The sequence below is a fragment of the Streptomyces sp. NRRL B-1140 genome (genome assembly GCF_001280065.1).
Classification (GTDB): domain Bacteria; phylum Actinomycetota; class Actinomycetes; order Streptomycetales; family Streptomycetaceae; genus Streptomyces.
Genome location: NZ_LGEA01000102.1, coordinates 199,055 through 219,578 on the forward strand (window position 1 = coordinate 199,055; position 20,524 = coordinate 219,578).

Consider the following 20,524-nt stretch of genomic DNA (forward strand, 5'->3'; position numbering starts at 1 on the left):
TCGCTAGGGAGCCGGTCGTGTCCGCAGTCGCACCCGACGGACGCAAGATGCTGCGCCTGGAGGTCCGCAACAGCCAGACCCCCATCGAGCGCAAGCCCGAGTGGATCAAGACCCGGGCGAAAATGGGTCCCGAGTACACCGCGATGCAGAAGCTCGTGAAGAGCGAGGGCCTGCACACGGTCTGCCAGGAAGCCGGCTGCCCCAACATCTACGAGTGCTGGGAGGACCGCGAGGCGACCTTCCTCATCGGCGGCGACCAGTGCACCCGGCGCTGTGACTTCTGCCAGATCGACACCGGCAAGCCCGAGGCGCTCGACCGCGACGAGCCCCGCCGCGTCGGCGAGTCCGTGGTCACGATGGACCTGAACTACGCCACGATCACCGGCGTCGCCCGCGACGACCTGGAGGACGGCGGCGCCTGGCTGTACGCCGAGACCGTGCGCCAGATCCACCAGCAGACCGAGGGGCGCGCGGACGGACGCACCAAGGTCGAGCTGCTGGCCCCCGACTTCAACGCGGTCCCCGAGCAGCTGGCGGAGGTCTTCTCCTCCCGGCCCGAGGTCTTCGCGCACAACGTCGAGACGGTCCCGCGGATCTTCAAGCGCATCCGCCCCGGCTTCCGCTACGAGCGCTCCCTGAAGGTGATCACCGAGGCGCGCGACTACGGCCTGGTCACCAAGTCGAACCTGATCCTCGGCATGGGCGAGACCCGCGAGGAGGTCAGCGACGCGCTGAGGCAGCTGCACGAGGCGGGCTGCGAGCTCGTCACCATCACGCAGTACCTGCGGCCCTCGGTGCGCCACCACCCGGTGGAGCGCTGGGTCAAGCCGCACGAGTTCGTGGAGCTCAAGGAGGAGGCCGAGCAGATCGGCTTCTCCGGTGTGATGTCCGGGCCGCTGGTGCGCTCGTCGTACCGGGCCGGGCGGCTGTACCAGATGGCCATGGAGCAGCGCCATTCGGCCGCTCCGCGGCAGGAGGACGGGCACGTCGCGGCGCAGGCCGTCTGACGAACCGTCACCGCCCCTGCCCACCAAGGGGCGAGACAAGCGTGTGAATTCGCGCACAAGAGACTACTCGCCGGTAGCGGCCGATTCGACGCGGTCCTGACGTCCTCGCAGATGAGGGCACATGTCAGGACCGCGTCGGCGTTCCACCGGTCCCCGCCGGCCCTTCATGGGTGTTTGACCGGCCGGTCACGCACTGGTAACACCAATCAGTAACGCTGGACTCACAGCACGTACACCCGCACCCGAGGGGGGACCTCACCCATGCAGGCCGCGCCGCCCGTCCGCGCCACCGCGATCCCGTCCTTCACGACCGCCCTGCGCGCCGTCGAGTCGCTGCTGATGAGCAGCGGTCAGCGCACGGCCCGCCGCAACGCCTGGACCTCCGTGCTGGAGGACCGCCGTCGTGCCAAGGACCGGGTCGAGACGCAGCGCGTCATCGAGCAGTCCCTGTCCGTCCGCTCCGTCCGCCCCTGACTCCGGGCCCTCCCCCAGGGGCACCCGCGGGCACTGCCGTCGTCGGGGCTTGTGGGGCCACGTAGACTTCGTGGCATGGCGAGGAAGGAACCTGCAGCGGACGCTGCGAATGCCGGGCGACTGAAGCAGATCGCCCTGACCTACAAGATGACCCGCAGGGCCGACAAGAAGATCGGTCTTGTACTCGCGGCAGTCGGAATCGTCACCTTCGGTGTCTTCCTCGCGATCGGTTTCTTGATCGGTCACCCCATCTATCTCGGCATCCTGGGCCTCCTGCTCGCCTTCCTCGCGTCGGCGATCGTGTTCGGGCGCCGGGCCGAGCGGGCCGCCTTCGGGCAGATGGAGGGACAGCCCGGTGCCGCGGCGGCGGTGCTCGACAACATCGGCCGGGGCTGGACGACGACCCCCGCGGTGGCGATGAACCGCAACCAGGACGTGGTGCACCGCGCCGTCGGCAAGGCCGGCATCGTCCTGGTCGCCGAGGGCAACCCGAACCGGGTGAAGACCCTCCTGGCCGCCGAGAAGCGGAAGATGAACCGCATCGTCGCGGACGTCCCGGTGCACGACCTGGTCGTGGGCACGGGCGAGGGCCAGGTCGAGCTGAAGAAGCTGCGGACGACCATGCTGAAGCTCCCGCGCGTACTGACCGGCCCGCAGGTCACGGCCACCAACGACCGGCTGCGCGCGCTCGGTGACCTGATGAGCAACATGCCGCTGCCGAAGGGCCCGATGCCCAAGGGAATGCGCCTGCCGAAGGGCGGGCCGAAGGCTCGCTGACACCCCGCACACGACATGAACGAGGGGCGCCCGGATCACACCGGGCGCCCCTCGTTCATGTCGGCCGTGCCGACTCGTTCTCGCCGGTCCGTGTCGGCCGGTTCGCGCTTCGCTCAGATGCGGACCTCGACCGTGCCGGCCAGCCGGTCGTGCAGGCCCCGGCCGTCGCGGTCCCAGATCAGCGCGGGGATCGCGAGGAAGAGCAGGACCGTGCGCAGGGCGGCGCGCCAGGGGCTGACCCGGCCGGTGTCCAGGGCCAGCACCCGCAGGCCGAGCAGGCGCTTGCCGGGGGTGAAGCCGACCGTGCCGAGGGTGAGGACCATCAGCACGAACATGATGAGCGGCGCCCAGGTCTGCGCCGCCTCGTTGTAACTCTGCGTGATGAGACCGTATGCGATCAGGAGACACAGGCCCCAGTCGAGGGCGAGGGCCCCGATCCGGCGGCCCGGGCGGGCGATCGAGCCGGGCCCCTCCTCGGGCAGACCGAGCTGCTCGCCCCGGTATCCGAAGTCGACACCGGCCTCTTCCGCGGCCGCGCGGGGCCCGGAGAGCCACGATCCGAGTGCTTGCCTGTTGTCCACCCGTCCACGGTACTGCGCCCGTAAATGACCAGGGCATGGCGGGGTGTGTCCGGGCTACGGTGGAGGGTGAGCCGGTTAACTTGTGCGAAACAAATGAGTCACGCCCGAGAAACCACCCGTCCCTAGGGTCGAGGTCAGCGTGTGCCACCCGCACTGGCAGCACGAACGAACTACCACCCCGGCGGGACGGTCGGGAGTAGGAGGAGCTGGATGTTCCAGAACGCCGACGAGGCCAAGAAGTTCATCGCGGACGAGGACGTCAAGTTCATCGACGTCCGCTTCTGCGACCTGCCGGGCGTGATGCAGCACTTCACGATCCCCGCATCGGCCTTCGACCCGGCCGAGGAGCTGGCCTTCGACGGCTCCTCGATCCGCGGCTTCCAGGCCATCCACGAGTCCGACATGGCGCTGCGCGCGGACCTGTCGACCGCCCGGGTCGACCCGTTCCGCCGCGACAAGACGGTCAACATCAACTTCTTCATCCACGACCCGATCACGGGCGAGCAGTACTCCCGTGACCCGCGCAACGTGGCGAAGAAGGCCGAGGCCTACCTCGCGTCGACCGGCATCGCCGACACGGCGTACTTCGGTCCCGAGGCCGAGTTCTACGTCTTCGACTCGGTCCGCTTCGCCACCTCGGCGAACGAGAGCTTCTACCACATCGACTCCGAGGCCGGCGCCTGGAACACCGGTGCGGTCGAGAACAACCGTGGTTACAAGGTCCGCTACAAGGGCGGCTACTTCCCGACCCCGCCGGTCGACCACTTCGCCGACCTGCGTGCCGAGATCTCCCTCCAGCTGGCCGCGTCCGGCCTCCAGGTCGAGCGCCAGCACCACGAGGTGGGCACCGCCGGCCAGGCGGAGATCAACTACAAGTTCAACACGCTGCTCGCCGCGGCCGACGACCTGCAGCTCTTCAAGTACATCGTGAAGAACGTGGCGTGGCAGAACGGCAAGACCGCGACCTTCATGCCGAAGCCGATCTTCGGTGACAACGGCTCGGGCATGCACGTCCACCAGTCGCTGTGGACCGGCGGCCAGCCGCTCTTCTACGACGAGGCCGGCTACGCGGGCCTGTCGGACACCGCCCGCTACTACATCGGCGGCATCCTCAAGCACGCCCCGTCGCTGCTGGCCTTCACCAACCCGACGGTGAACTCCTACCACCGTCTGGTCCCGGGCTTCGAGGCGCCGATCAACCTGGTGTACTCGCAGCGCAACCGCTCCGCGGCGATGCGCATCCCGATCACGGGCTCCAACCCGAAGGCCAAGCGCGTCGAGTTCCGCGCGCCCGACTCCTCCGGCAACCCATACCTCGCCTTCTCGGCCCTCCTCCTCGCGGGCCTCGACGGCATCAAGAACAAGATCGAGCCGGCCGAGCCGATCGACAAGGACCTCTACGAGCTGGCTCCCGAGGAGCACGCGAGCGTCGCGCAGGTGCCGACCTCCCTCCCGGCCGTCCTCGACCGCCTGGAGGCCGACCACGAGTTCCTGCTCGCGGGCGACGTCTTCACGCCGGACCTGATCGAGACGTGGATCGACTACAAGCGCACGAACGAGATCGCGCCGCTGCAGCTGCGTCCGCACCCGCACGAGTTCGAGCTGTACTTCGACGTGTGATCGACGCCTGATCGAGGCATCACCGCCCGCGCCCCCGCTGTCGTCACGACGGCGGGGGCGCGGGCGTGTGTTCTATTCTTGGGGCAGGACCACACGGGGGTGGATGGGAATGCCCGAGCACGAACAGGACGACCAGGAACGCGAGTTCGACCTCAGATGGGCGGACGGAGCCGAGCACAAGGAGCCCTCCGCGCGGGCCCGCATGCTCGCTGCGCGCTGGAAGCACGACCCGCCCGGGCCGGTGCCGTTCCGTGCCGACCCCGAGCACGTCGGCTCCCGTCGCCGCTCCCCCTGGGTCTCGACCGTCGTGGTGCTGGGCTGTCTGGCGGCGGTGATCGTGCTGCTGGGGTACATCAACTTCCGGGCGCCCTACTAGATCCGGACCGCAGGGACGAGCTCGCGTCACGGCGTCGGCCCCTGACCTCGGGGAGGGTCCCGAAGCCGGCCGCCCGGTAGGTTGCGACGGCGGCGGTGTTGGAGCTCGGGATGCACACGAGCGCGCTCGACGAGCCCAGCTCACGCAGGGCGGCGGCCGCGGCGACGCTGATCGCTTTGCCGTGGCCCTGCCCGCGATGGTCCCGGCGCACGCCCATCGGCTCGAGCACCCCGGGCTTCCCCGGACCCGCCGACCACACCGTCACCGTCGCGACGGCGTCGCCCCGGGCGTCGTACGCGACCAGACACCGGGCGTCGGCGTACGGCACTCCGGCAGCCATCGCGTGCCAGTGGTCCTCCGTGAACGTGGACCTGCCGAACGACGCCCGCTGTACGGCGGCCCGCACGTACGCCTGCTCCGGCCCGATCACCTCGATCCGCACGCCCGGCTCCCCCACCGGCTCCGTCAAGGTCGCGGCGCAGCGGCGTCCAGGGCGCGTCGATGCTCCAGCCCTTCTCTCGCAGCAGCTCCTGGACCGGCGAATCGACGGACCCTTCGACGTACGCCTCGCCCGCCTTCAGCACCCCGCGCTCCGGCTCGGTCAGGTCCGCCACCTGATGCCGCGCCGGCTCCTCGTCCTGGCGGACGTCCGGTGCCGTCGTCAGCCGCAGCAGCTCGGGGCCGTCCAGCAACCTGGATGTGGCGGCTGTTAGCGTCCGGCCCCGTGGATGATCGTGTGTACGTGGGCAACGCCGGTGTGGACGCCGCCCTGGACCGGGGCTGGATTCTCGGGCATTTCAAGGACGCCGGGGATCCGCGGCACAGTGAGGACGTCGAGATCAAGTGGGGTGTGCATCCCCCGGGTGACGAGCGGGCGCAGTGGGTGCGGGGTGAGGCGCGTACCGCGCTGCTCGTGCTGATCAGCGGGCGGTTCCGGGTGGAGCTGCCGGGACGCAGTGTGCTGCTGGAGCGGCAGGGGGACTACGTCGTGTGGGGGCGCGGCGTCGATCACTCGTGGGTCGCCGAGGAGGAGTCGGTCGTGCTGACGGTGCGCTGGCCGTCCGTGCCGGGCTACGCCGTGGCCTCGGGCGCGTGACGCCTTTGCCCGCTCTGGGGACGTGCACGACCCGTTCATGAGCGGGGCCGGTGCACACTGGCGGTGGGACGAGTGCGTGACTGCGGGGTGAGGCAGATGCACAGCCGCTTCCGGAGCGACCGGCGGTTGACCACCCGGATGGGGATCACGCTGTTCCTGCTCGGACTGTTGTACGTGGGGTTCGTCGCCGCGTTGATCGTGCTGCTGAAGTCGTGGGTGCTGGTCGTGGTGATCGCGGCGGCGCTGCTCGGCTCGCAGTACTGGTTCTCCGATCGGATCGCGCTGTACGCCATGCGCGGGCGGGTCGTGGAGCGGGACGAGTACCCCGAGTTGCATGGCGTCGTGGACCGGCTGTGTGCCGTCGCCGACATGCCCAAGCCGGTGGTCGCCGTGTCCGGGATGGACATGCCGAACGCGTTCGCGACCGGGCGGAACCCCGATCACGCGGTGGTGTGTGTGACGACCGGGCTGCTGCGGCGGCTGGAGCCGGCCGAGCTGGAGGGCGTCCTCGCCCACGAGCTGTCGCACGTGGCGCACAAGGACGTCGCCGTGATCACGGTCGCCTCGTTCCTCGGGGTGATCGCCGGGCTGCTCGTGCGGTTCGCCTTCTACTCGCAGCTGTTCGGCGGCGGCAGGAGGGACCAGAACACGGCTGCGGTCTTCGCCGCGGTGATGGGCGTGTCGGCCGCCGTGTACGCGCTGAGCTTCCTGTTGATCCGGGCTCTTTCCCGGTACCGGGAGCTGGCAGCGGACCGGTCCGCTGCCCTGCTCACCGGCCGTCCCTCGGCGCTTGCCTCCGCGCTCACCAAGGTCACCGGCGACATCGCCCGTATCCCGAGCAAGGACCTGCGCACGGCCCAGGCATTCAACGCCTTCTACTTCACGCCGGCGCTGGGCCGTGAGCCCGGTGTCGCACGGCTCTTCTCGACCCACCCGAGCCTGGAGCAGCGGCTCGACCAGCTGGGCCGGATCTCGGCCGAGCTGGGCGAGGCGGCGCCACCGGGAGGGGGGTGATCGGCGGATGGGGCTGCTGGACATCCTGCTCGGCCGGACGAAACCGGTCGTGCCGGATCTCGACCGGCTCTTCGCGCTGCCGTCGGCGGCCGTGACCCTGGAGGCGGCGGCCGGCTTCACGCCGACCGGGCAGGGCGCGGTGTGTTTCGCCTCGGTCGAGGGCGCGGCCTTCGAGCAGTCCCACCGCGAAGTGCAGGCGCTGCTGGACGCCGACGTCGACCGCGACGGACCGCCGGTGGAGCTGCGGCAGGACGACTACGGCTACTCCTGGCTGGTCTCACGCCGTGCCCCCGACCGGCTCCCCGCCCTCGTGAACGACCTGCACGCCGTGAACAGCCAGATGGAGGTCAACGGGTTCGGGCCCCAACTGCTGTGCTCGCTGGCCGGGTTCGAGGACCCCTCAGGCCGGCGGCTCGCCCTTGTCTACCTCTACAAGCGCGGTACCTTCTATCCTTTCGCACCCCTGCCGGACGGGACGCAGCGGCGCGACAACGGCCTCGAACTGCAGGTGCGGGCGGCGCTCGCCGGTGATCTGCGCATCGAGCAGGACCTGGGCCGCTGGTTCCCGGTGTGGGGGGCGCCGGGATTGTGAAAGCCCCTCACGGGCCTTGGGCCGCCCCCCTGCACGGGCCGTGGGGCGCGTGAGTGAATGGCCGGATGAGCGAGCTGATCCCCTTCACCCACGTCGTCGGCGGCGAACGGCTCGACGGGCTGTCCACCGGCGACGGTGCGCAGGCCCGGGCGGCGGCCGTCCTGCTGCACGGCGCGGGCAACGGCAGCAAGGAGCGACTGGTGCCGTGGCTGACGGAGTTCGCCGCCCACGGCTGCCACGCCGTCGCCTTCGACTTCTCGGGGCACGGGGAGAGCACCGGGCTGCTGACGCAGCTGAGCCTGCGCCGCCGTTTCGAGCAGGCCGTCTCCGTCGTCGACGCCCGCGTGCGGGGGGACGCGCCGCTGGTCCTGGTCGGGTTCAGCATGAGCGGCCAGACGGTGGCGGACCTCGTGCGGCACTACGGTGACCGGGTCGCGGCCTTGGGGCTGTGCGCACCGGCCGTGTACGCGGGCGAGGCGTGGGACGTGCCGTTCGGCGCGGGGGACGGACGGTTCAGCGAGATCATCCGCCGCCCCGGGAGCTGGCGCTCCTCCCCCGCTCTCGACGTGCTGCGGGCGTACGAGGGGCGGGCGGTGCTGGTCGTGCCCGGCACGGACGAGGTCATCCCGCCCGCCGTGACGGAGGCCGTCTCCGAGGCGCTGGCCCGTCGCGCGCAGTTCACCCACCGGGAACTCCCGGACGCCGGGCACCGCTTGGGCCTGTGGTTCCGTGATCACCCCGGCGACCGGCGCGCGTGCGTCACGGCGTTGCTGACCGGGCTCGGGGAGCAGGGCTGGACGGCGACCCGCGGGTGGGTGACCAAGCAGCTTCCCGAAGGCCGTACCGTCGACAAGTCGTCCTTTCTGACCGGTGGCTGGAGCGCCCAGATGCGGCGGCTCACCCTTGACGACGGCAGCGAACTGGCGTTGCGGACCTTCGTGAAGCCCTTCTTCCGGCGGCACGCGCCCGGGCTGCTGGCCCGCGAGGCGGAGGTGCTCACGCTGCTGGAGGAGCAGGAGGGCGTACCGGCCCCCGAGCTGATCGGCGTCGACGCGACGGCCGAGCACTGCGACCATCCGTCCCTGCTGATGTCCGTCCTGCCCGGCCGCGTCCGGGTCGACGAGCAGGACCTCGATGTCCGGGTGGACCTGCTCGCGGCTCAGCTGGCGCGGATCCACCGGGTCGTGCCCCGGGAGCGTCCGCGGACGTACCAGGCGTGGACCTCTCCGGCGGCGGTGCCACCAGGGTGGGAACGGGCCGTGGACGTCATCGGCCGCACTCCCCCGCCCTACGACGGCTGCTTCCTGCACCGGGACTTCCACCCCGGGAACGTGCTGTTCACGGGGTCGGGGGCCGGTCTGCGGATCAGCGGGGTCGTCGACTGGGTGGAGACCTCGTGGGGACCGGCCGACCTGGACGTCGCCCACTGTTCCACGGCACTCGCGCTGCTGCACGGGCCGGAGTGGGGTCTCGCCTTCCGGGAGCGCTACGAGGCACGGGGCGGGCGGCGCCTGGCCGACGGCACTGACCATCTGTACTGGCGGCTGCTCGACGCGCTGGCCTACGTACCCGACGCGGCGAAGCTCGCGGGTCCGTGGCGGGAGCTGGGGCGGTCGGATCTGACGCCGGAGGTGCTGGGCGTCAGGCTGGAGGCGTATGTGGCGGGGCTGCTGGAGCGGTACGCCTGAGGGGTTCGGCGGGGTGATGTCGGTGTCGTCCGCGATGATGCCGTCGGGCGGAAGGACACAACGAGCGGAGGCCGTCATGGGTGCGCAGCGGTACATCGGCGTGGCGGAGCGGCGGGCCCGGCTCGCGCTGCGGCAGCGGCTGGCCGGGCGGGCGCGGGCGCAGACGCCCGAGGAGGTCGCCGGTTCCCTGGTCGCGCTGCACGGCACCGACCCGGCGACGGTGTACCTCGCGGTGGGCGCGCGGCTCGCCGACCCCGCGAGGACGGTGGAGGAGACCGAGCGGGCCTTGTACGAGGACCGTCACCTGGTGCGGATGCATGGCATGCGCCATACGGTGTTCGTGTTCCCCACCACCCTGACCGCCGTCGTGCACGCCTCGACGGGGCTGGCCGTCGCCGCCCGGGAGAGGGCCTCGCTGCTCAAGCACATGGTGACGGCCGGTGCGCCGGACGCGGCCTGGCTGAAGGAGGTCGAGGAGTCGACGCTGGCGGCGCTCGCCCGGCGCGGGCAGGCGACGGCGGCCGAACTCGCCGCGGACGAGCCGCGTCTGCGGGAGCAGTTCGTGTACGCGGCCGGGAAGAGCTACGAGGGGGTGCACACGGTCTCGACGCGGCTGCTGAAGGTGCTGGGCGTGGAAGGGAAGGTCGTCCGCGGGCGGCCGCTCGGCTCGTGGACGTCGAGCCGGTTCCGCTGGGCCGTGGCGCCCGAGCACCCGGATCTGGATGTCGCGGAGGCGCAGGCGGAGCTGCTGGGACGGTGGCTCGCCGCGTGCGGTCCGGCGACGGAGGCCGATCTGAAGTGGTGGACCGGGTGGCGTGTGACCGAGGTGCGCAGGGCGCTGGCCGCGATCGGGGCGGAGGCGGTGTCGCTGGACGAGGGCACCGCCTATGTGGCCGAGGGCGACACGGGCCCGGTGCTGTCACCCGACGAACCCTGGGCCGCACTGCTGCCCGGTCTCGATCCGACGGCGATGGGGTGGCAGCAGCGCGACTGGTTCCTCGGCCCTCGGCTGCGGCCCCGGCTGTTCGACGGCAGCGGCAACGTGGGACCGACGGTGTGGTGGAACGGGCGGGTGGTGGGCGGCTGGGCGCAGCGGCCGGACGGGGAGATCGTCTGGCGGATCCTGGAGGAGGAGGGTGTCGGACGGGACGCCCGCGCGGCGATCGAGTCGGAGGCGGAGCGGCTGACCGGCTGGCTGGGCACGACCAGGGTCACGCCGCGCTTCCGCACGCCGCTGGAGAAGGAACTGGCAGCGGGCTGAGATCAGCGCCCCAGGCAGTGCCCCTCAGGTCTTCCTCCCCCGGCCCACGACGTACACGCCCGCTCGCGCCGCCGTCGCCGCGACCTCGGCGGCCCGGGTGGCCGTGGCCTCGTCGAGCCGGTCCCCACTGATCAGCAGGCGGTAGTACAGCGGGGCGGACACCGCGCGGATCACCTCGTGCGCGTCGGTGCCTTCGGGCGCCTCGCCCCGGTCGACCGCCTGGCGGACACAGGGGGCCCACTCCCTGACGCGGATGTCGTAGAAGCGGTGCAGTGCCTCGGCCGTCCTCGCGTCGCCGGCCGCGGCGGCGATCAGCGCCTTGAACAGCGGCCCCTGCCGTGGGTCCGTCAGTGTGCGCTGCACGAGGCGGGCGTTGGCCGTCAGGTCACCGAGCAGTGAGCCGGTCTCGGTGCGCGGCGCGGACTGCTCGGCCATGTCCTGGAGGAGGTCGGCCACCAGTGCGGCCACCGTCCCCCAGCGACGGTAGACGGTCGTCTTGCCCACACCGGCGCGGCGAGCGATGTCGGCCAGGTCGAGGCCGCTGAAGCCCTGCTCGGTCAGGGCGTCCTCGGCCGCTCGCAGCACGGCCTCGCGCACCCGCGCCGTGCGCCCTCCGGGCCGTACGGTCCCCGGTTCGCCCCCGTCAGCCATAACGGCACTCCTGTTCCATTAGCGACCTCACCCTGCTACTTTAGTGACCACTAACGGAACCACAGGCCCATTAACGAAGGGTCGCTGCCGAGAGGGGTTCGCAATGGAGTACAGGCGATTGGGCGCATCCGGGCTCATGGTCCCGGCACTGAGCTTCGGAGCCGGCACCTTCGGCGGGCGGGGGCCGCTCTTCGGCGCGTGGGGCACCACCGACGCACAGGAGGCGCGTCGCCTGGTGGACATCTGCCTGGACGCCGGGATCACGATGTTCGACACCGCCGACGTCTACTCCGCCGGCGCCTCCGAGGAAGTGCTCGGAGAGGCCCTCAAGGGCCGGCGTGACCAGGTGATCGTCTCCACCAAGACGAGCCTGCCGACGGGTGACGGACCGGGCGACGCGGGCTCGTCCCGTTCCCGGCTGGTCCGCGCCTGCGAGGACGCCCTGCGTCGCCTCGGCACGGACCACATCGACCTCTTCCAGCTGCACGCCTTCGACGCCGGTACGCCGGTCGAAGAGGTGCTGTCCGCGCTCGACTCGCTGGTCCGGGCGGGCAAGGTGCGCTACACCGGCGTCTCCAACTTCTCCGGCTGGCAGGTGATGAAGTCCCTCGCGGCCGCCGAGCGACACGGCCGTCCGCGCTACGTGGCGCACCAGGTGTACTACTCCCTGATCGGCCGTGACTACGAGTGGGAGCTGCTGCCGCTCGCCCTCGACCAGGGCCTCGGCGCGATCGTCTGGAGCCCGCTCGGCTGGGGGCGCCTGACCGGCAAGGTCCGACGCGGCACCCCGCTCCCGCCCGACAGCCGGCTGCACCGCACCGCCGAATTCGGCCCGCCCGTCTGCGACGAGCACCTCTACGACGTCGTCGACGCACTGGAGGAGATCGCGGAGGAGACGGGCAAGGCGGTGCCGCAGATCGCCCTGAACTGGCTGCTCCAGCGGCCGACCGTGTCCTCCGTCCTCATCGGCGCCCGGGACGAGCGGCAGCTGCGCCAGAACCTCGGCGCCGTCGGCTGGAGCCTCACCCCCGAGCAGGTGGCGAAGCTCGACGCGGCGAGCCACCGCCCGGCGCCGTATCCGTACTTCCCCTACGAGCGGCAGGAGGGCTTCGCCCGGCTGAACCCGCCGGTGTTCACGGCACCGGGCAGGGCGGCATGATCGAGCGCCGGGCGCCCCGTCACCGGGGTGCCCGGCGCTCGATCGGAGCGGGTCAGCGGGCGTAGCGCATGAAGGCCCGCACCATGTGGCACGTCGTGTCCGACGGCGGGTGGACGCCGATCAGCTCCGCCGTGTCGCGGATGGTCTCGTCGCGGGCCTGGTTGGGCATGTGGACGCCCGAGTCGAGCAGGGCGATGGCCAGGCGCATCGCCTTGAGACGGCGGTTGTGCGTCACGTACCACTGGCGCGGCCGTCCCGGCGGCAGCGGCCGCTTCTCCACGGGCGCGTACGGCAGGTCGAGCAGGACGGGACGCTTCGCGGTGGACTGGGTGGGCAACGGCTTCGACTTCAGGGCGGCAGCGGGCACAGGCATCCTCCTGTCGCGGTCGGGCGGCTCACCGAAGACGTCTGCATCCCCGGCGCCACCCTCGAACACTGCTTACAGTCTACCGCCCGGCACTGACAACGGGGAGTCCGCAGAACCCGGCAAATGCCCTGGTCGGCCAGGGAATTGGCGCTGCGTCAGGGCAGGTCCGCGAGGTGCGGAAAGGGCGCCGGAAATTCGAACAAGCCGGTCGGCGCTACCGTGTGCGCATGGAGATCTGGATCAATCCCGCGTGTTCGAAGTGCCGCAGCGCCCTGACGCTGCTCGACGCCGAGGGCGCCGACTACACCGTCCGCCGTTACCTGGAGGACGTGCCGAGCGAGGACGAGATCCGGGGCGTGCTCGAACGCCTCGGCCTCGAGCCCTGGGACATCACCCGCACCCAGGAGGCCGACGCAAAGGAGCTCGGGCTCAAGGAGTGGCCTCGGGACGCCGCCTCGCGGGAACGCTGGATCACCGCCCTTGCCCAGCACCCGAAGCTCATCCAGCGCCCGATCATCACCGCGGACGACGGAACGGCGGTGGTCGGCCGCACCGACGAGGCCGTCCAGGACGCTCTGTCGCGCTGACCAGCCGCCATGCCCCCGTGTGGCGCAGGTCACTTGAATGACTCCTGTGACCGCTGAGTAACCTCGTTCGGTATCTCGTACATAGCGGCGTACGCTCCCCTACCTCTTCAGGAGGCGCGCATGTCGCGCAGGAGAACTCTCGGTCCGAAGAAGAAGATCGCGCTGCTGGTGAGCGCGGCGACGGTGGCGGGAGGCGGGGCCTTCGTCATGGCCAGCACGTCGAACGCGACGCCGCCGACCCCCAAGTCGGCGTCGGAGTCGACGGTCTGCCTGGGCCTCGCCACCGCCCTCGGCGACAACCAGAAGTTCATCGCGGACCAGCGGGCCAACCCGGACGCGCAGTCCGAGGCGCGGATCGCCAACCGCGAGGCGGTCGTCGCGGAGATCAAGCGGAAGCAGGAGGCGTCGGGGTGCGCCGTCGGGGAGTCGGCTCAGGACTCCCAGACCGCACAGCCGTCGCAGCCCGCCGACGCGGCCCAGCCGCCCGCGGCCTCGGCCGAGCCGTCGCAGCCCGCCGCGTCCGCCCCGGCGGGAGACGCCGGGGGCGGTGCCGCCGCCTCCGGGCAGCAGGTGTGCAACGGCTCCACGGTCACGCTCTCCGGCGAGGGCGGTGCGCCCGCCGCGTCCAGCAACCAGTTCCCGGCCGGCACGAAGCTGAAGGTCACCAACCTGGACAACAACAAGTCCACGACGGTGGAGGTCACCTCGGTCTCCGGCAGCTGTGCGCTGCTCAACAACGCGGCCTTCGAACAGGTCCGTGAGCCCGGCAAGTTCCTGATCCGCCGGGCCCTGATCGAGAAGGTGGGGTGAGGCCCCACGGCCGAGTGAGTCGATGAGGCGGCGGCCACCCCCTCGGCCGCCCCTCGTACGTGTCACCGGTCCTGCCGCCCCCGGCCAGGGGCGGCAGGACCGGCGCGTGCGGGCCGTGCGGCGCCGGTCACCGGCTTGACGGAGGGGAGCCGGTGACCGGCGCCTCACCCGCGAAACGCCCTCACGGCGTGAAGCGCGGCACAGCATGGCCAGGTAACACGGGGTTCACATACGAGCAATGGACGGGAAATCGCCTGTTGTCAGGCTGCCGGGCAGCAGACGCGGCGCGCCGGTGCCGCTGCGCCGCACGCACCCGCGATACGCGCCCAGACACACCCGAGGATGTGGCCCGTGACCTTCAAGGCTGAGTACATCTGGATCGACGGCACCGAGCCGACGGCCAAACTGCGTTCCAAGACCAAGATCATCACGGGCGCCCCCGCCGGTCTCGACGCGCTGCCGATCTGGGGCTTCGACGGGTCGTCGACCAACCAGGCCGAGGGCCACTCCTCGGACTGTGTCCTCAAGCCGGTCTTCAGCTGCCCCGACCCGATCCGCGGCGGCGACGACATCCTGGTGCTGTGCGAGGTCCTGAACATCGACCTCACCCCGCACGCCAGCAACACCCGTGCGGCGCTGGCCGAGGTGGCGGAGAAGTTCGCGGCGCAGGAGCCGATCTTCGGCATCGAGCAGGAGTACACGTTCTTCAAGGACGGCTACCCGCTCGGCTTCCCCAAGGGCGGCTTCCCGGCCCCGCAGGGCGGCTACTACTGCGGTGTCGGCGCGGACGAGATCTTCGGCCGTGACGTCGTCGAGGCGCACCTGGACAACTGCCTCAAGGCGGGCCTCGCGATCTCCGGCATCAACGCCGAGGTCATGCCCGGCCAGTGGGAGTTCCAGGTCGGTCCGGTCTCCCCGCTGGAGGTCTCCGACCACCTGTGGGTGGCCCGCTGGCTGCTCTACCGCACCGCCGAGGACTTCGACATCGCCGCCACCCTCGACCCCAAGCCGGTCAAGGGCGACTGGAACGGCGCCGGTGCGCACACCAACTTCTCCACCAAGGCGATGCGCGAGAGCTACGAGGCGATCATCACCGCCGCCGAGTCGCTCGGCGAGGGCTCCAAGCCGCTCGACCACGTCAAGAACTACGGCGCCGGCATCGACGACCGCCTCACCGGCCTGCACGAGACCGCCCCGTGGAACGAGTACTCCTACGGCGTCTCCAACCGAGGCGCCTCGGTCCGTATCCCCTGGCAGGTCGAGAAGGACGGCAAGGGCTACATCGAGGACCGCCGCCCGAACGCCAACGTCGACCCGTACGTGGTGACGCGTCTGCTCGTCGACACCTGCTGCTCGGCGCTGGAGAAGGCCGGCCAGGTCTGATCCCCGCGCTTCGCCTCCCGAGGGGCGTCCACCGACCGGTGGACGCCCCTCGGCGCATTGTCAGTGGGACGTGCCATGGTGTCGGCATGGAGAGCGAGGGGGGCCTGGCCGTCAAGGCCTGGACCGAGAGCGGACAGAAGTACACCCGGATGACGGCCGCGGACGTGCGCGCGGCCGTGACCGGGCTGGGGCGGGCGGACAACCGCTTCCTGGTCGCGCAGCGCATCCCGGACCTGCCGGACGTCTTCGCCCAGGTGTGGCACGAGGAGGGCGGCGACTACCAGCTGGAACACCGCCGCGGCAGAGACGGCTTCTTCGGTACGCGACTGACCGACCCCGGCCTGGTGGCCGACCTGCTGACCGGCTGGGCCCGGCAGGAGGACGGCTGGGACGCGCATCTCGTCTGGGAGCCGGTGGACCTCGGCCCGGCCGAGGAGGTCCCCGACCTGCCGCAGGACGTCCGCGAGCAGGTCGAGGAGCGCGTACGGCTGCTGCTGCGCTGCGGTTACGACGACCGGGCCCAGCTCACCGAGGACGCCGAGGAGTGGCTGGTCGACGGCGACGAGCGGCCCGTGTCACGGGCACAGGCCGGACAACTGGTGGACCGGCTCTGGCTGGAGCGGCTCGGCGAACAGGAGACCTGGCCGACCACGACCGACCCCGAGCGGCTCACCCGCGCGTTCGACGCCCTCAACACCCACGGCATCACCGCCCGCGAGAACTTCACCTGCTGCCGCACCTGCGGCACCGCGGAGATAGGCGCCGAACGTGCCGAAAGCGACCGCGGGTTCGTCTACTTCCACAGCCAGTGCACCGAGAGCGCCGCCGAGGGGCGGGGACTGATGCTGCTGTACGGCGGTTTCGACGGCACCGCCGACACCGGCACCACCGTCGGACGCGAGGTCGTGGCCGCCCTCACCGCAGCCGGCCTGTCCGCACTCTGGGACGGCAATCCGGACAAGGCGATCGAGGTCAGCCCCCTGAACTGGCGCAAACGCCTGACGGGGTGAGGCGGGCCACATCGCTTTCACGCCAAGGAGGCGTCCAAGCAGTGAGAGGAGGCTCCTGTTGCGGGCCGGTGTCTGCTTCAATGAATTCATGGCCATCTACCAGAAGTGCAGCGCGACGGGTCGTCATGACCTCGAGCCCTTCTGGCCGTCCCGCCAGGACCACGACTTCGACCGGGTGTGTTGCCGCGCGATGAACGCGCCGGCCCTCTAAAGCCGTACACCCCGGCCTTCGGCCAGCGCGCACCGCGTACGTCCCTCGGCGAGCCCGCCCACACATCGCGGCCGTCGACCTCCCCGACGAACTCCTCGCGCGAAAGAGCTGACCTCTCATGGCGACCACTCGTTCCCTGTCCACCGCCGCCCCTCTCACCACCCCCGCGCCGCACGGCCCCCGGCACCGGCTGCGTGCCGTCGACCGGGACGAGGTGGTCACGGTCGCGGACCTGCTGCCGCCGGGTGCCACCTGGCTTCCGGCCCCGCAGCACACCCTGCCCACCCTGCCGGGGCAGCCGCCGATGATCGGCTACCTGGTGCTCGTCCCGGCCGACCAGCAGCCGCCCTTCCCGGTGGCCGTCCCCGATCTGCCCCAGGCCGCCGGTCCGCAGCCCGTCGCCGAGCCGGCCGGCGAGCCGGTGATCCGGGTCGACACCGTGCAGCGCACCGCCCGGGTGGCCGGACAGCCGCTCGACCTCACCTACCTGGAGTTCGAGCTGCTGGCCCACCTGGTCGCGCACCCGGGCCGGGTGCACACCCGCGACCATCTGGTCGGCACGGTGTGGGGCTACGGGCACGTCGGCGACGGCCGCACGGTCGACGTCCACATCGCCCGTCTGCGCCGCAAGCTGGGCGTGGAGCACCGCGACACGATCCGCACGGTGCGCCGCGTGGGTTACAAGTACGTTCCGCCGACGGGACACTGACGCCCGCGGACGGCCAGGGCGCTCCGTCTCTGCTGACAGCAGATCCCCGTTCCGTCCCCTCGCCCGACCGGGCAGAGTCACCGGCATGAGGCTTCTGATGCTGGGCGGTACGGAGTTCGTGGGACGGGCCGTCGTGGAGGCGGCGCTCGGGCGGGGCTGGGAGGTGACCGTCTTCCACCGCGGCCGGCACGAGGCCCCGCCGGGCGCGCGGTCTCTGCTCGGTGACCGCACCGCGCCCGGCGGCCTGGCCGCCCTGGCCGACGACCCGGGCGAGTGGGACGTCGTCGTCGACACCTGGTCGGCGGCGCCCCGCGCGGTGCTGGAGGCGGCGCGGCTGCTGCGGGGCCGCGCCGGCCGGTACGTGTACGTGTCGAGCCGCTCGGTGTACGCGTGGGCCCGGCCCGCCAGGTTCGACGAGGACGCACCGCTGGTGGAGGGGGCGGCCGCCGACGCGGAGCAGACCGACTACCCGCGGGACAAGCGGGGCGGTGAACTGGCCGTGCTGGACGCCTTCGGCGTGGACCGGTCGGTGCTCGTACGGGCCGGCCTGATCCTGGGCCCGTACGAGAACATCGGCCGGCTGCCGTGGTGGCTGGGCCGCACGGCACGCGGCGGTCCGGTGCTGGCGCCGGGCCCGCGTGAACTTCCTCTGCAGTACGTGGACGTCCGTGACCTCGCCGAGTGGATCGTGCTCGCGGCAGAGCAGGAGCTGAGCGGCCCCTACAACCTGGTCAGTCCGCGAGGCCACACCACCATGGGCGCCCTGCTCGACGCCTGCGTGCGGGTCACCGGCGGCGTGGCCGAACTGCGGTGGACCGAGCCCGCGGTGATCCTGGAGGCGGGCATCGAGCCGTGGACCGAGCTGCCGGTCTGGGTGCCGCCGGGCAGCGACCTGTACGAGGCCCTGCACAGCGCGGAGGTCTCCCGGGCGGTCCGGGCCGGGCTGGTCTGCCGGCCGGTCGAGGAGACGGTGGCGGACACCTGGGAGTGGCTGCAGGGCGTCGGGGGCGTGGCACCCCAGCGCCCGGACCGGCCGCGCTCGGGCCTCGACCCGGAGGTGGAGGCGAAGGTCCTCGCGGCCGGAACCGGCGCGTGAACACGGCACGTTCGCCGCCGGGGTGTACGTAGCACCACCCCCGGGCCGGGTGCCCGGCCCCGTGACCGGGCACGTCCGCTCGGCGAGACTGACGCCATGACCACGGACACGAAGAACGGCACCGGGCGGACGACAGGACGGGGCATCGGGCTCGCCGCGGTGCGGGGGCTCGCGCTGGCCCTCGTCTCGCTGCCGGGGGCGGTGCTGTGCTTCTGCCTGTCCCTGGTCTCGATCGCACTCATCCCGATCGGGGTCGGGATCGTCACCACGCCGTACGCGCTGGAGGGGGTACGGGCGTTCGCCAACGCGCGGCGGGTGCTCGCGGCCGAGTGGGGCGGGGTGCGCATCCCCCCGGCGTACCGGCCGCTGCCGAAGGACGCCAACCCCTGGGCGCGCACCTTCGGGATGCTGCGCGACCCGGCGACCTGGCGGGACCTGCGGTGGCTGCCGGTCGACATGACCGCCGGGTTCGTCACCGCGCTGCTGCCGGCGGTGCTGCTGCTCTATCCGCTGGAGGGGTTCGCGCTCGCGCTCGGGCTGTGGCGGGTCTTCCCCGACACGTACTGGTACGGGTTCGTGCCGGTGACGGGGCAGGCGTCCGCGCTGGGTGCGGCGGCCCTGGCCCTGGTGCTGCTGTTCCTCGCGCACTTCTGGACCCCCCGTCTGCTGGGCGTCCACTTCCGGCTCACCCGTGCCGTGCTCGGCGGCGGCCAGAGGGAACTGGCCGAGCGGGTGCGGGTGCTGACCGAGACGCGGCGTGACGCCGTCGACGCCTCAGCGGCCGAACTGCGGCGCATCGAACGGGACCTGCACGACGGGGCGCAGGCCCGGCTGGTCGCCGTCGGCATGGACCTGGGCACCATCGAGGCGCTCCTCGACAAGGACCCGGAGCAGGCGAAGAAACTGATCGCGCAGGCCCGCGCCTCCTCGGTGGAGGCCCTGGCCGAGCTGCGCGAGCTGGTGCGCGGCATCCATCCGCCGGTCCTCGCCGAACGCGGCCTGGGCGACGCCGTGCGGGCGCTGGCGCTGCGGCTGCCGGTGGCCACCGAGGTGAGCGTGGATCTGCCCGGGCGGGCCGAGGCGCCCGTGGAGTCGGCCGCGTACTTCGCCGTCAGCGAGGTGCTCACCAACGCCGTGAAGCACTCGGGCGCCGACCGGATCTGGGTCGACCTGCACCGGGCGGACGGCATGCTGCGGGCGACCGTCACGGACAACGGCAAGGGCGGTGCGGTGATCGGCGCCGGTTCGGGGCTGGCCGGGGTCGAGCGGCGGCTGGGTACATTCGACGGCGTCCTGGCCGTCAGCAGCCCCGCGGGCGGCCCCACCATGGTCACCGTGGAGATCCCTTGCGCGTAGTCCTGGCCGAAGACCTCTTCCTGCTGCGCGACGGACTCGTCCGGCTGCTCCAGGCCCACGGCTTCGAGATCGCGGCGGCCGTCGGGACCGGGCCCGAACTGGCCGCCGCACTGGCCGAGCTGGACCCGGACGTCGCCGTGGTCGACGTGCGCCTGCCGCCCACACAGACCGACGAGGGCCTGCAGTGCGCGCTCGACGCCCGCCGGAAGCGGCCCGGCCTGCCGGTGCTGGTGCTCTCCCAGCACGTGGAGCAGCTGTACGCGCGCGAACTGCTCGCCGACGGCACCGGCGGGGTCGGTTATCTGCTGAAGGACCGGGTGTTCGACGCCGACCAGTTCGTGGACGCGGTACGGCGGGTGGCCGCGGGCGGCACGGCGATGGATCCGCAGGTCATCCAGCAGCTGCTGGCGCGACGTTCGGGCGAGGACCGGCCGCTGGCGCGGCTGACGCCCCGGGAGCGGGAGGTGCTGGAGCTGATGGCGCAGGGCCGGTCCAACGCGGCGATCGCCGGGAAGCTGGTCGTGACGGAACGGGCGATCGCCAAGCACACCGCCAACATCTTCGCCAAACTGGGGCTGGAGGTCTCGGACGACGACAACCGCCGCGTGCTGGCGGTTCTGGCGTATCTCGACCACGGCCGGTGAAACCGGACCGGTGTCTTCACCCCCGGTGGGGGATCGACAACTGCCGGTGCGGGAG

Annotated in this window: 23 protein-coding genes and 1 pseudogene; 20 read left to right on the forward strand and 4 right to left on the reverse strand. The window is 71.7% G+C overall.

Features of this window, described 5'->3' with window-relative positions; genetic code table 11:
• Positions 1–17: 17 nt before the first annotated feature.
• The 3 genes from lipA (at position 18) to ADK65_RS21690 (ending at position 2,258) form a co-directional block, all read left to right on the forward strand.
• Complete coding sequence (gene lipA, locus ADK65_RS21680; protein ID WP_053671997.1) at positions 18–1,007, forward strand: lipoyl synthase; 990 nt, start codon at positions 18–20, stop codon at positions 1,005–1,007.
• A gap of 261 nt (positions 1,008–1,268) precedes the next feature.
• Entirely contained in the window at positions 1,269–1,481 is a 213-nt protein-coding gene (locus tag ADK65_RS21685; RefSeq protein WP_053671998.1) for a hypothetical protein, read from the forward strand.
• Between the two features lie 75 nt (positions 1,482–1,556).
• Positions 1,557–2,258 carry a DUF4191 domain-containing protein gene (locus ADK65_RS21690; protein WP_053671999.1) on the forward strand — a complete coding sequence of 234 codons (702 nt, stop codon included), beginning with the start codon at positions 1,557–1,559 and terminating at the stop codon, positions 2,256–2,258.
• Positions 2,259–2,371: 113 nt separating this feature from the next.
• On the opposite strand, the gene ADK65_RS21695 is transcribed toward ADK65_RS21690, so the two are convergent.
• Positions 2,372–2,839, reverse strand: coding sequence for an RDD family protein (locus ADK65_RS21695; RefSeq protein WP_053672000.1), 468 nt, complete (start codon positions 2,837–2,839; stop codon positions 2,372–2,374).
• A 210-nt stretch (positions 2,840–3,049) separates the two neighbouring features.
• Between ADK65_RS21695 and glnA the strand changes: the two genes are divergently transcribed.
• Entirely contained in the window at positions 3,050–4,459 is a 1,410-nt protein-coding gene (gene glnA / locus ADK65_RS21700) for a type I glutamate--ammonia ligase (RefSeq protein ID WP_053672001.1), read from the forward strand.
• A gap of 109 nt (positions 4,460–4,568) precedes the next feature.
• Positions 4,569–4,835, forward strand: a complete 267-nt coding sequence (locus ADK65_RS21705; protein WP_053672002.1) for a hypothetical protein — start codon at positions 4,569–4,571, stop codon at positions 4,833–4,835.
• On the opposite strand, the pseudogene ADK65_RS21710 reads toward ADK65_RS21705, so the two are convergent.
• Positions 4,813–5,527 (reverse strand): annotated as a pseudogene (locus tag ADK65_RS21710) (GNAT family N-acetyltransferase); the annotation flags it as partial. The gene ADK65_RS21705 and the pseudogene ADK65_RS21710 overlap by 23 nt on opposite strands.
• A 32-nt stretch (positions 5,528–5,559) precedes the next feature.
• On the opposite strand from ADK65_RS21710, the gene ADK65_RS21715 reads away from it, so the two are divergent.
• The 5 genes from ADK65_RS21715 to ADK65_RS21735 all read left to right on the forward strand — a co-directional run bounded on the left by ADK65_RS21715 (position 5,560) and on the right by ADK65_RS21735 (position 10,486).
• A complete protein-coding gene (locus ADK65_RS21715) occupies positions 5,560–5,931 on the forward strand; it encodes a signal peptidase I (RefSeq protein WP_053672003.1) in 372 nt (123 codons plus the stop codon).
• A gap of 96 nt (positions 5,932–6,027) precedes the next feature.
• Positions 6,028–6,945, forward strand: a complete 918-nt coding sequence (htpX, locus tag ADK65_RS21720) for a zinc metalloprotease HtpX (RefSeq protein WP_053672004.1) — start codon at positions 6,028–6,030, stop codon at positions 6,943–6,945.
• 7 nt (positions 6,946–6,952) lie between these two features.
• On the forward strand, positions 6,953–7,537 hold the full coding sequence (gene pspAB / locus ADK65_RS21725) for a PspA-associated protein PspAB (protein WP_053672005.1): 585 nt from the start codon (positions 6,953–6,955) through the stop codon (positions 7,535–7,537).
• A gap of 65 nt (positions 7,538–7,602) precedes the next feature.
• Complete coding sequence (locus tag ADK65_RS21730; RefSeq protein ID WP_053672006.1) at positions 7,603–9,225, forward strand: alpha/beta fold hydrolase; 1,623 nt, start codon at positions 7,603–7,605, stop codon at positions 9,223–9,225.
• A gap of 76 nt (positions 9,226–9,301) precedes the next feature.
• Positions 9,302–10,486 (forward strand): winged helix DNA-binding domain-containing protein, encoded by a 1,185-nt coding sequence (locus ADK65_RS21735; protein ID WP_053672007.1) that lies wholly within the window; start codon positions 9,302–9,304, stop codon positions 10,484–10,486.
• Between the two features lie 24 nt (positions 10,487–10,510).
• On the opposite strand, the gene ADK65_RS21740 is transcribed toward ADK65_RS21735, so the two are convergent.
• Positions 10,511–11,137, reverse strand: coding sequence for a TetR/AcrR family transcriptional regulator (locus ADK65_RS21740; RefSeq protein WP_053672008.1), 627 nt, complete (start codon positions 11,135–11,137; stop codon positions 10,511–10,513).
• Positions 11,138–11,240: 103 nt separating this feature from the next.
• Here ADK65_RS21740 and ADK65_RS21745 point away from each other — a divergent pair, with 103 nt between their 5' ends.
• Positions 11,241–12,296: an aldo/keto reductase gene (locus ADK65_RS21745; RefSeq protein WP_053672009.1), complete on the forward strand. Its 1,056-nt coding sequence runs from the start codon at positions 11,241–11,243 to the stop codon at positions 12,294–12,296.
• A 52-nt stretch (positions 12,297–12,348) separates the two neighbouring features.
• Here ADK65_RS21745 and ADK65_RS21750 read toward each other — a convergent pair whose 3' ends face one another.
• Positions 12,349–12,663 (reverse strand): hypothetical protein, encoded by a 315-nt coding sequence (locus ADK65_RS21750; protein ID WP_053672010.1) that lies wholly within the window; start codon positions 12,661–12,663, stop codon positions 12,349–12,351.
• 227 nt (positions 12,664–12,890) lie between these two features.
• Between ADK65_RS21750 and ADK65_RS21755 the strand changes: the two genes are divergently transcribed.
• From ADK65_RS21755 to ADK65_RS21790, 9 genes are all read left to right on the forward strand, one after another.
• Positions 12,891–13,250 (forward strand): arsenate reductase family protein, encoded by a 360-nt coding sequence (locus ADK65_RS21755; protein ID WP_053672011.1) that lies wholly within the window; start codon positions 12,891–12,893, stop codon positions 13,248–13,250.
• A 120-nt stretch (positions 13,251–13,370) separates the two neighbouring features.
• A complete protein-coding gene (locus ADK65_RS21760) occupies positions 13,371–14,060 on the forward strand; it encodes a hypothetical protein (protein ID WP_053672012.1) in 690 nt (229 codons plus the stop codon).
• Between the two features lie 351 nt (positions 14,061–14,411).
• Positions 14,412–15,443 carry a glutamine synthetase gene (gene glnII, locus ADK65_RS21765; protein ID WP_053672013.1) on the forward strand — a complete coding sequence of 344 codons (1,032 nt, stop codon included), beginning with the start codon at positions 14,412–14,414 and terminating at the stop codon, positions 15,441–15,443.
• 86 nt (positions 15,444–15,529) lie between these two features.
• Complete coding sequence (locus tag ADK65_RS21770) at positions 15,530–16,453, forward strand: DUF6891 domain-containing protein (protein WP_053672014.1); 924 nt, start codon at positions 15,530–15,532, stop codon at positions 16,451–16,453.
• A gap of 88 nt (positions 16,454–16,541) precedes the next feature.
• Positions 16,542–16,664, forward strand: a complete 123-nt coding sequence (locus ADK65_RS39625; protein ID WP_267889748.1) for a hypothetical protein — start codon at positions 16,542–16,544, stop codon at positions 16,662–16,664.
• 118 nt (positions 16,665–16,782) lie between these two features.
• A complete protein-coding gene (locus tag ADK65_RS21775; RefSeq protein ID WP_053672015.1) occupies positions 16,783–17,373 on the forward strand; it encodes a winged helix-turn-helix domain-containing protein in 591 nt (196 codons plus the stop codon).
• 85 nt (positions 17,374–17,458) lie between these two features.
• Positions 17,459–18,469 (forward strand): NAD-dependent epimerase/dehydratase family protein, encoded by a 1,011-nt coding sequence (locus tag ADK65_RS21780; RefSeq protein ID WP_053672016.1) that lies wholly within the window; start codon positions 17,459–17,461, stop codon positions 18,467–18,469.
• Positions 18,470–18,565: 96 nt separating this feature from the next.
• Positions 18,566–19,825, forward strand: a complete 1,260-nt coding sequence (locus ADK65_RS21785; protein ID WP_053672017.1) for a sensor histidine kinase — start codon at positions 18,566–18,568, stop codon at positions 19,823–19,825.
• Positions 19,816–20,469 (forward strand): LuxR C-terminal-related transcriptional regulator, encoded by a 654-nt coding sequence (locus ADK65_RS21790; RefSeq protein WP_053672018.1) that lies wholly within the window; start codon positions 19,816–19,818, stop codon positions 20,467–20,469. The genes ADK65_RS21785 and ADK65_RS21790 overlap by 10 nt, the downstream gene beginning before the upstream one ends.
• Positions 20,470–20,524 lie beyond the last annotated feature (55 nt).

Bases quoted from the DNA above. Each gene is read 5' to 3' on its own strand.
- pspAB (WP_053672005.1), top strand. From the start codon at position 6,953: ATGGGGCTGCTGGACATCCTGCTCGGCCGGACGAAACCGGTCGTGCCG.
- ADK65_RS21755 (WP_053672011.1), top strand. From the start codon at position 12,891: ATGGAGATCTGGATCAATCCCGCGTGTTCGAAGTGCCGCAGCGCCCTG.
- ADK65_RS21745 (WP_053672009.1), top strand. From the start codon at position 11,241: ATGGAGTACAGGCGATTGGGCGCATCCGGGCTCATGGTCCCGGCACTG.
- glnA (WP_053672001.1), top strand. From the start codon at position 3,050: ATGTTCCAGAACGCCGACGAGGCCAAGAAGTTCATCGCGGACGAGGAC.
- ADK65_RS21780 (WP_053672016.1), top strand. From the start codon at position 17,459: ATGAGGCTTCTGATGCTGGGCGGTACGGAGTTCGTGGGACGGGCCGTC.
- htpX (WP_053672004.1), top strand. From the start codon at position 6,028: ATGCACAGCCGCTTCCGGAGCGACCGGCGGTTGACCACCCGGATGGGG.
- ADK65_RS21735 (WP_053672007.1), top strand. From the start codon at position 9,302: ATGGGTGCGCAGCGGTACATCGGCGTGGCGGAGCGGCGGGCCCGGCTC.
- ADK65_RS21785 (WP_053672017.1), top strand. From the start codon at position 18,566: ATGACCACGGACACGAAGAACGGCACCGGGCGGACGACAGGACGGGGC.
- ADK65_RS21740 (WP_053672008.1), bottom strand. From the start codon at position 11,137: ATGGCTGACGGGGGCGAACCGGGGACCGTACGGCCCGGAGGGCGCACG.
- ADK65_RS21770 (WP_053672014.1), top strand. From the start codon at position 15,530: ATGGAGAGCGAGGGGGGCCTGGCCGTCAAGGCCTGGACCGAGAGCGGA.
- ADK65_RS21685 (WP_053671998.1), top strand. From the start codon at position 1,269: ATGCAGGCCGCGCCGCCCGTCCGCGCCACCGCGATCCCGTCCTTCACG.
- ADK65_RS21760 (WP_053672012.1), top strand. From the start codon at position 13,371: ATGTCGCGCAGGAGAACTCTCGGTCCGAAGAAGAAGATCGCGCTGCTG.
- ADK65_RS39625 (WP_267889748.1), top strand. From the start codon at position 16,542: ATGGCCATCTACCAGAAGTGCAGCGCGACGGGTCGTCATGACCTCGAG.
- ADK65_RS21690 (WP_053671999.1), top strand. From the start codon at position 1,557: ATGGCGAGGAAGGAACCTGCAGCGGACGCTGCGAATGCCGGGCGACTG.
- ADK65_RS21775 (WP_053672015.1), top strand. From the start codon at position 16,783: ATGGCGACCACTCGTTCCCTGTCCACCGCCGCCCCTCTCACCACCCCC.
- ADK65_RS21705 (WP_053672002.1), top strand. From the start codon at position 4,569: ATGCCCGAGCACGAACAGGACGACCAGGAACGCGAGTTCGACCTCAGA.
- ADK65_RS21730 (WP_053672006.1), top strand. From the start codon at position 7,603: ATGAGCGAGCTGATCCCCTTCACCCACGTCGTCGGCGGCGAACGGCTC.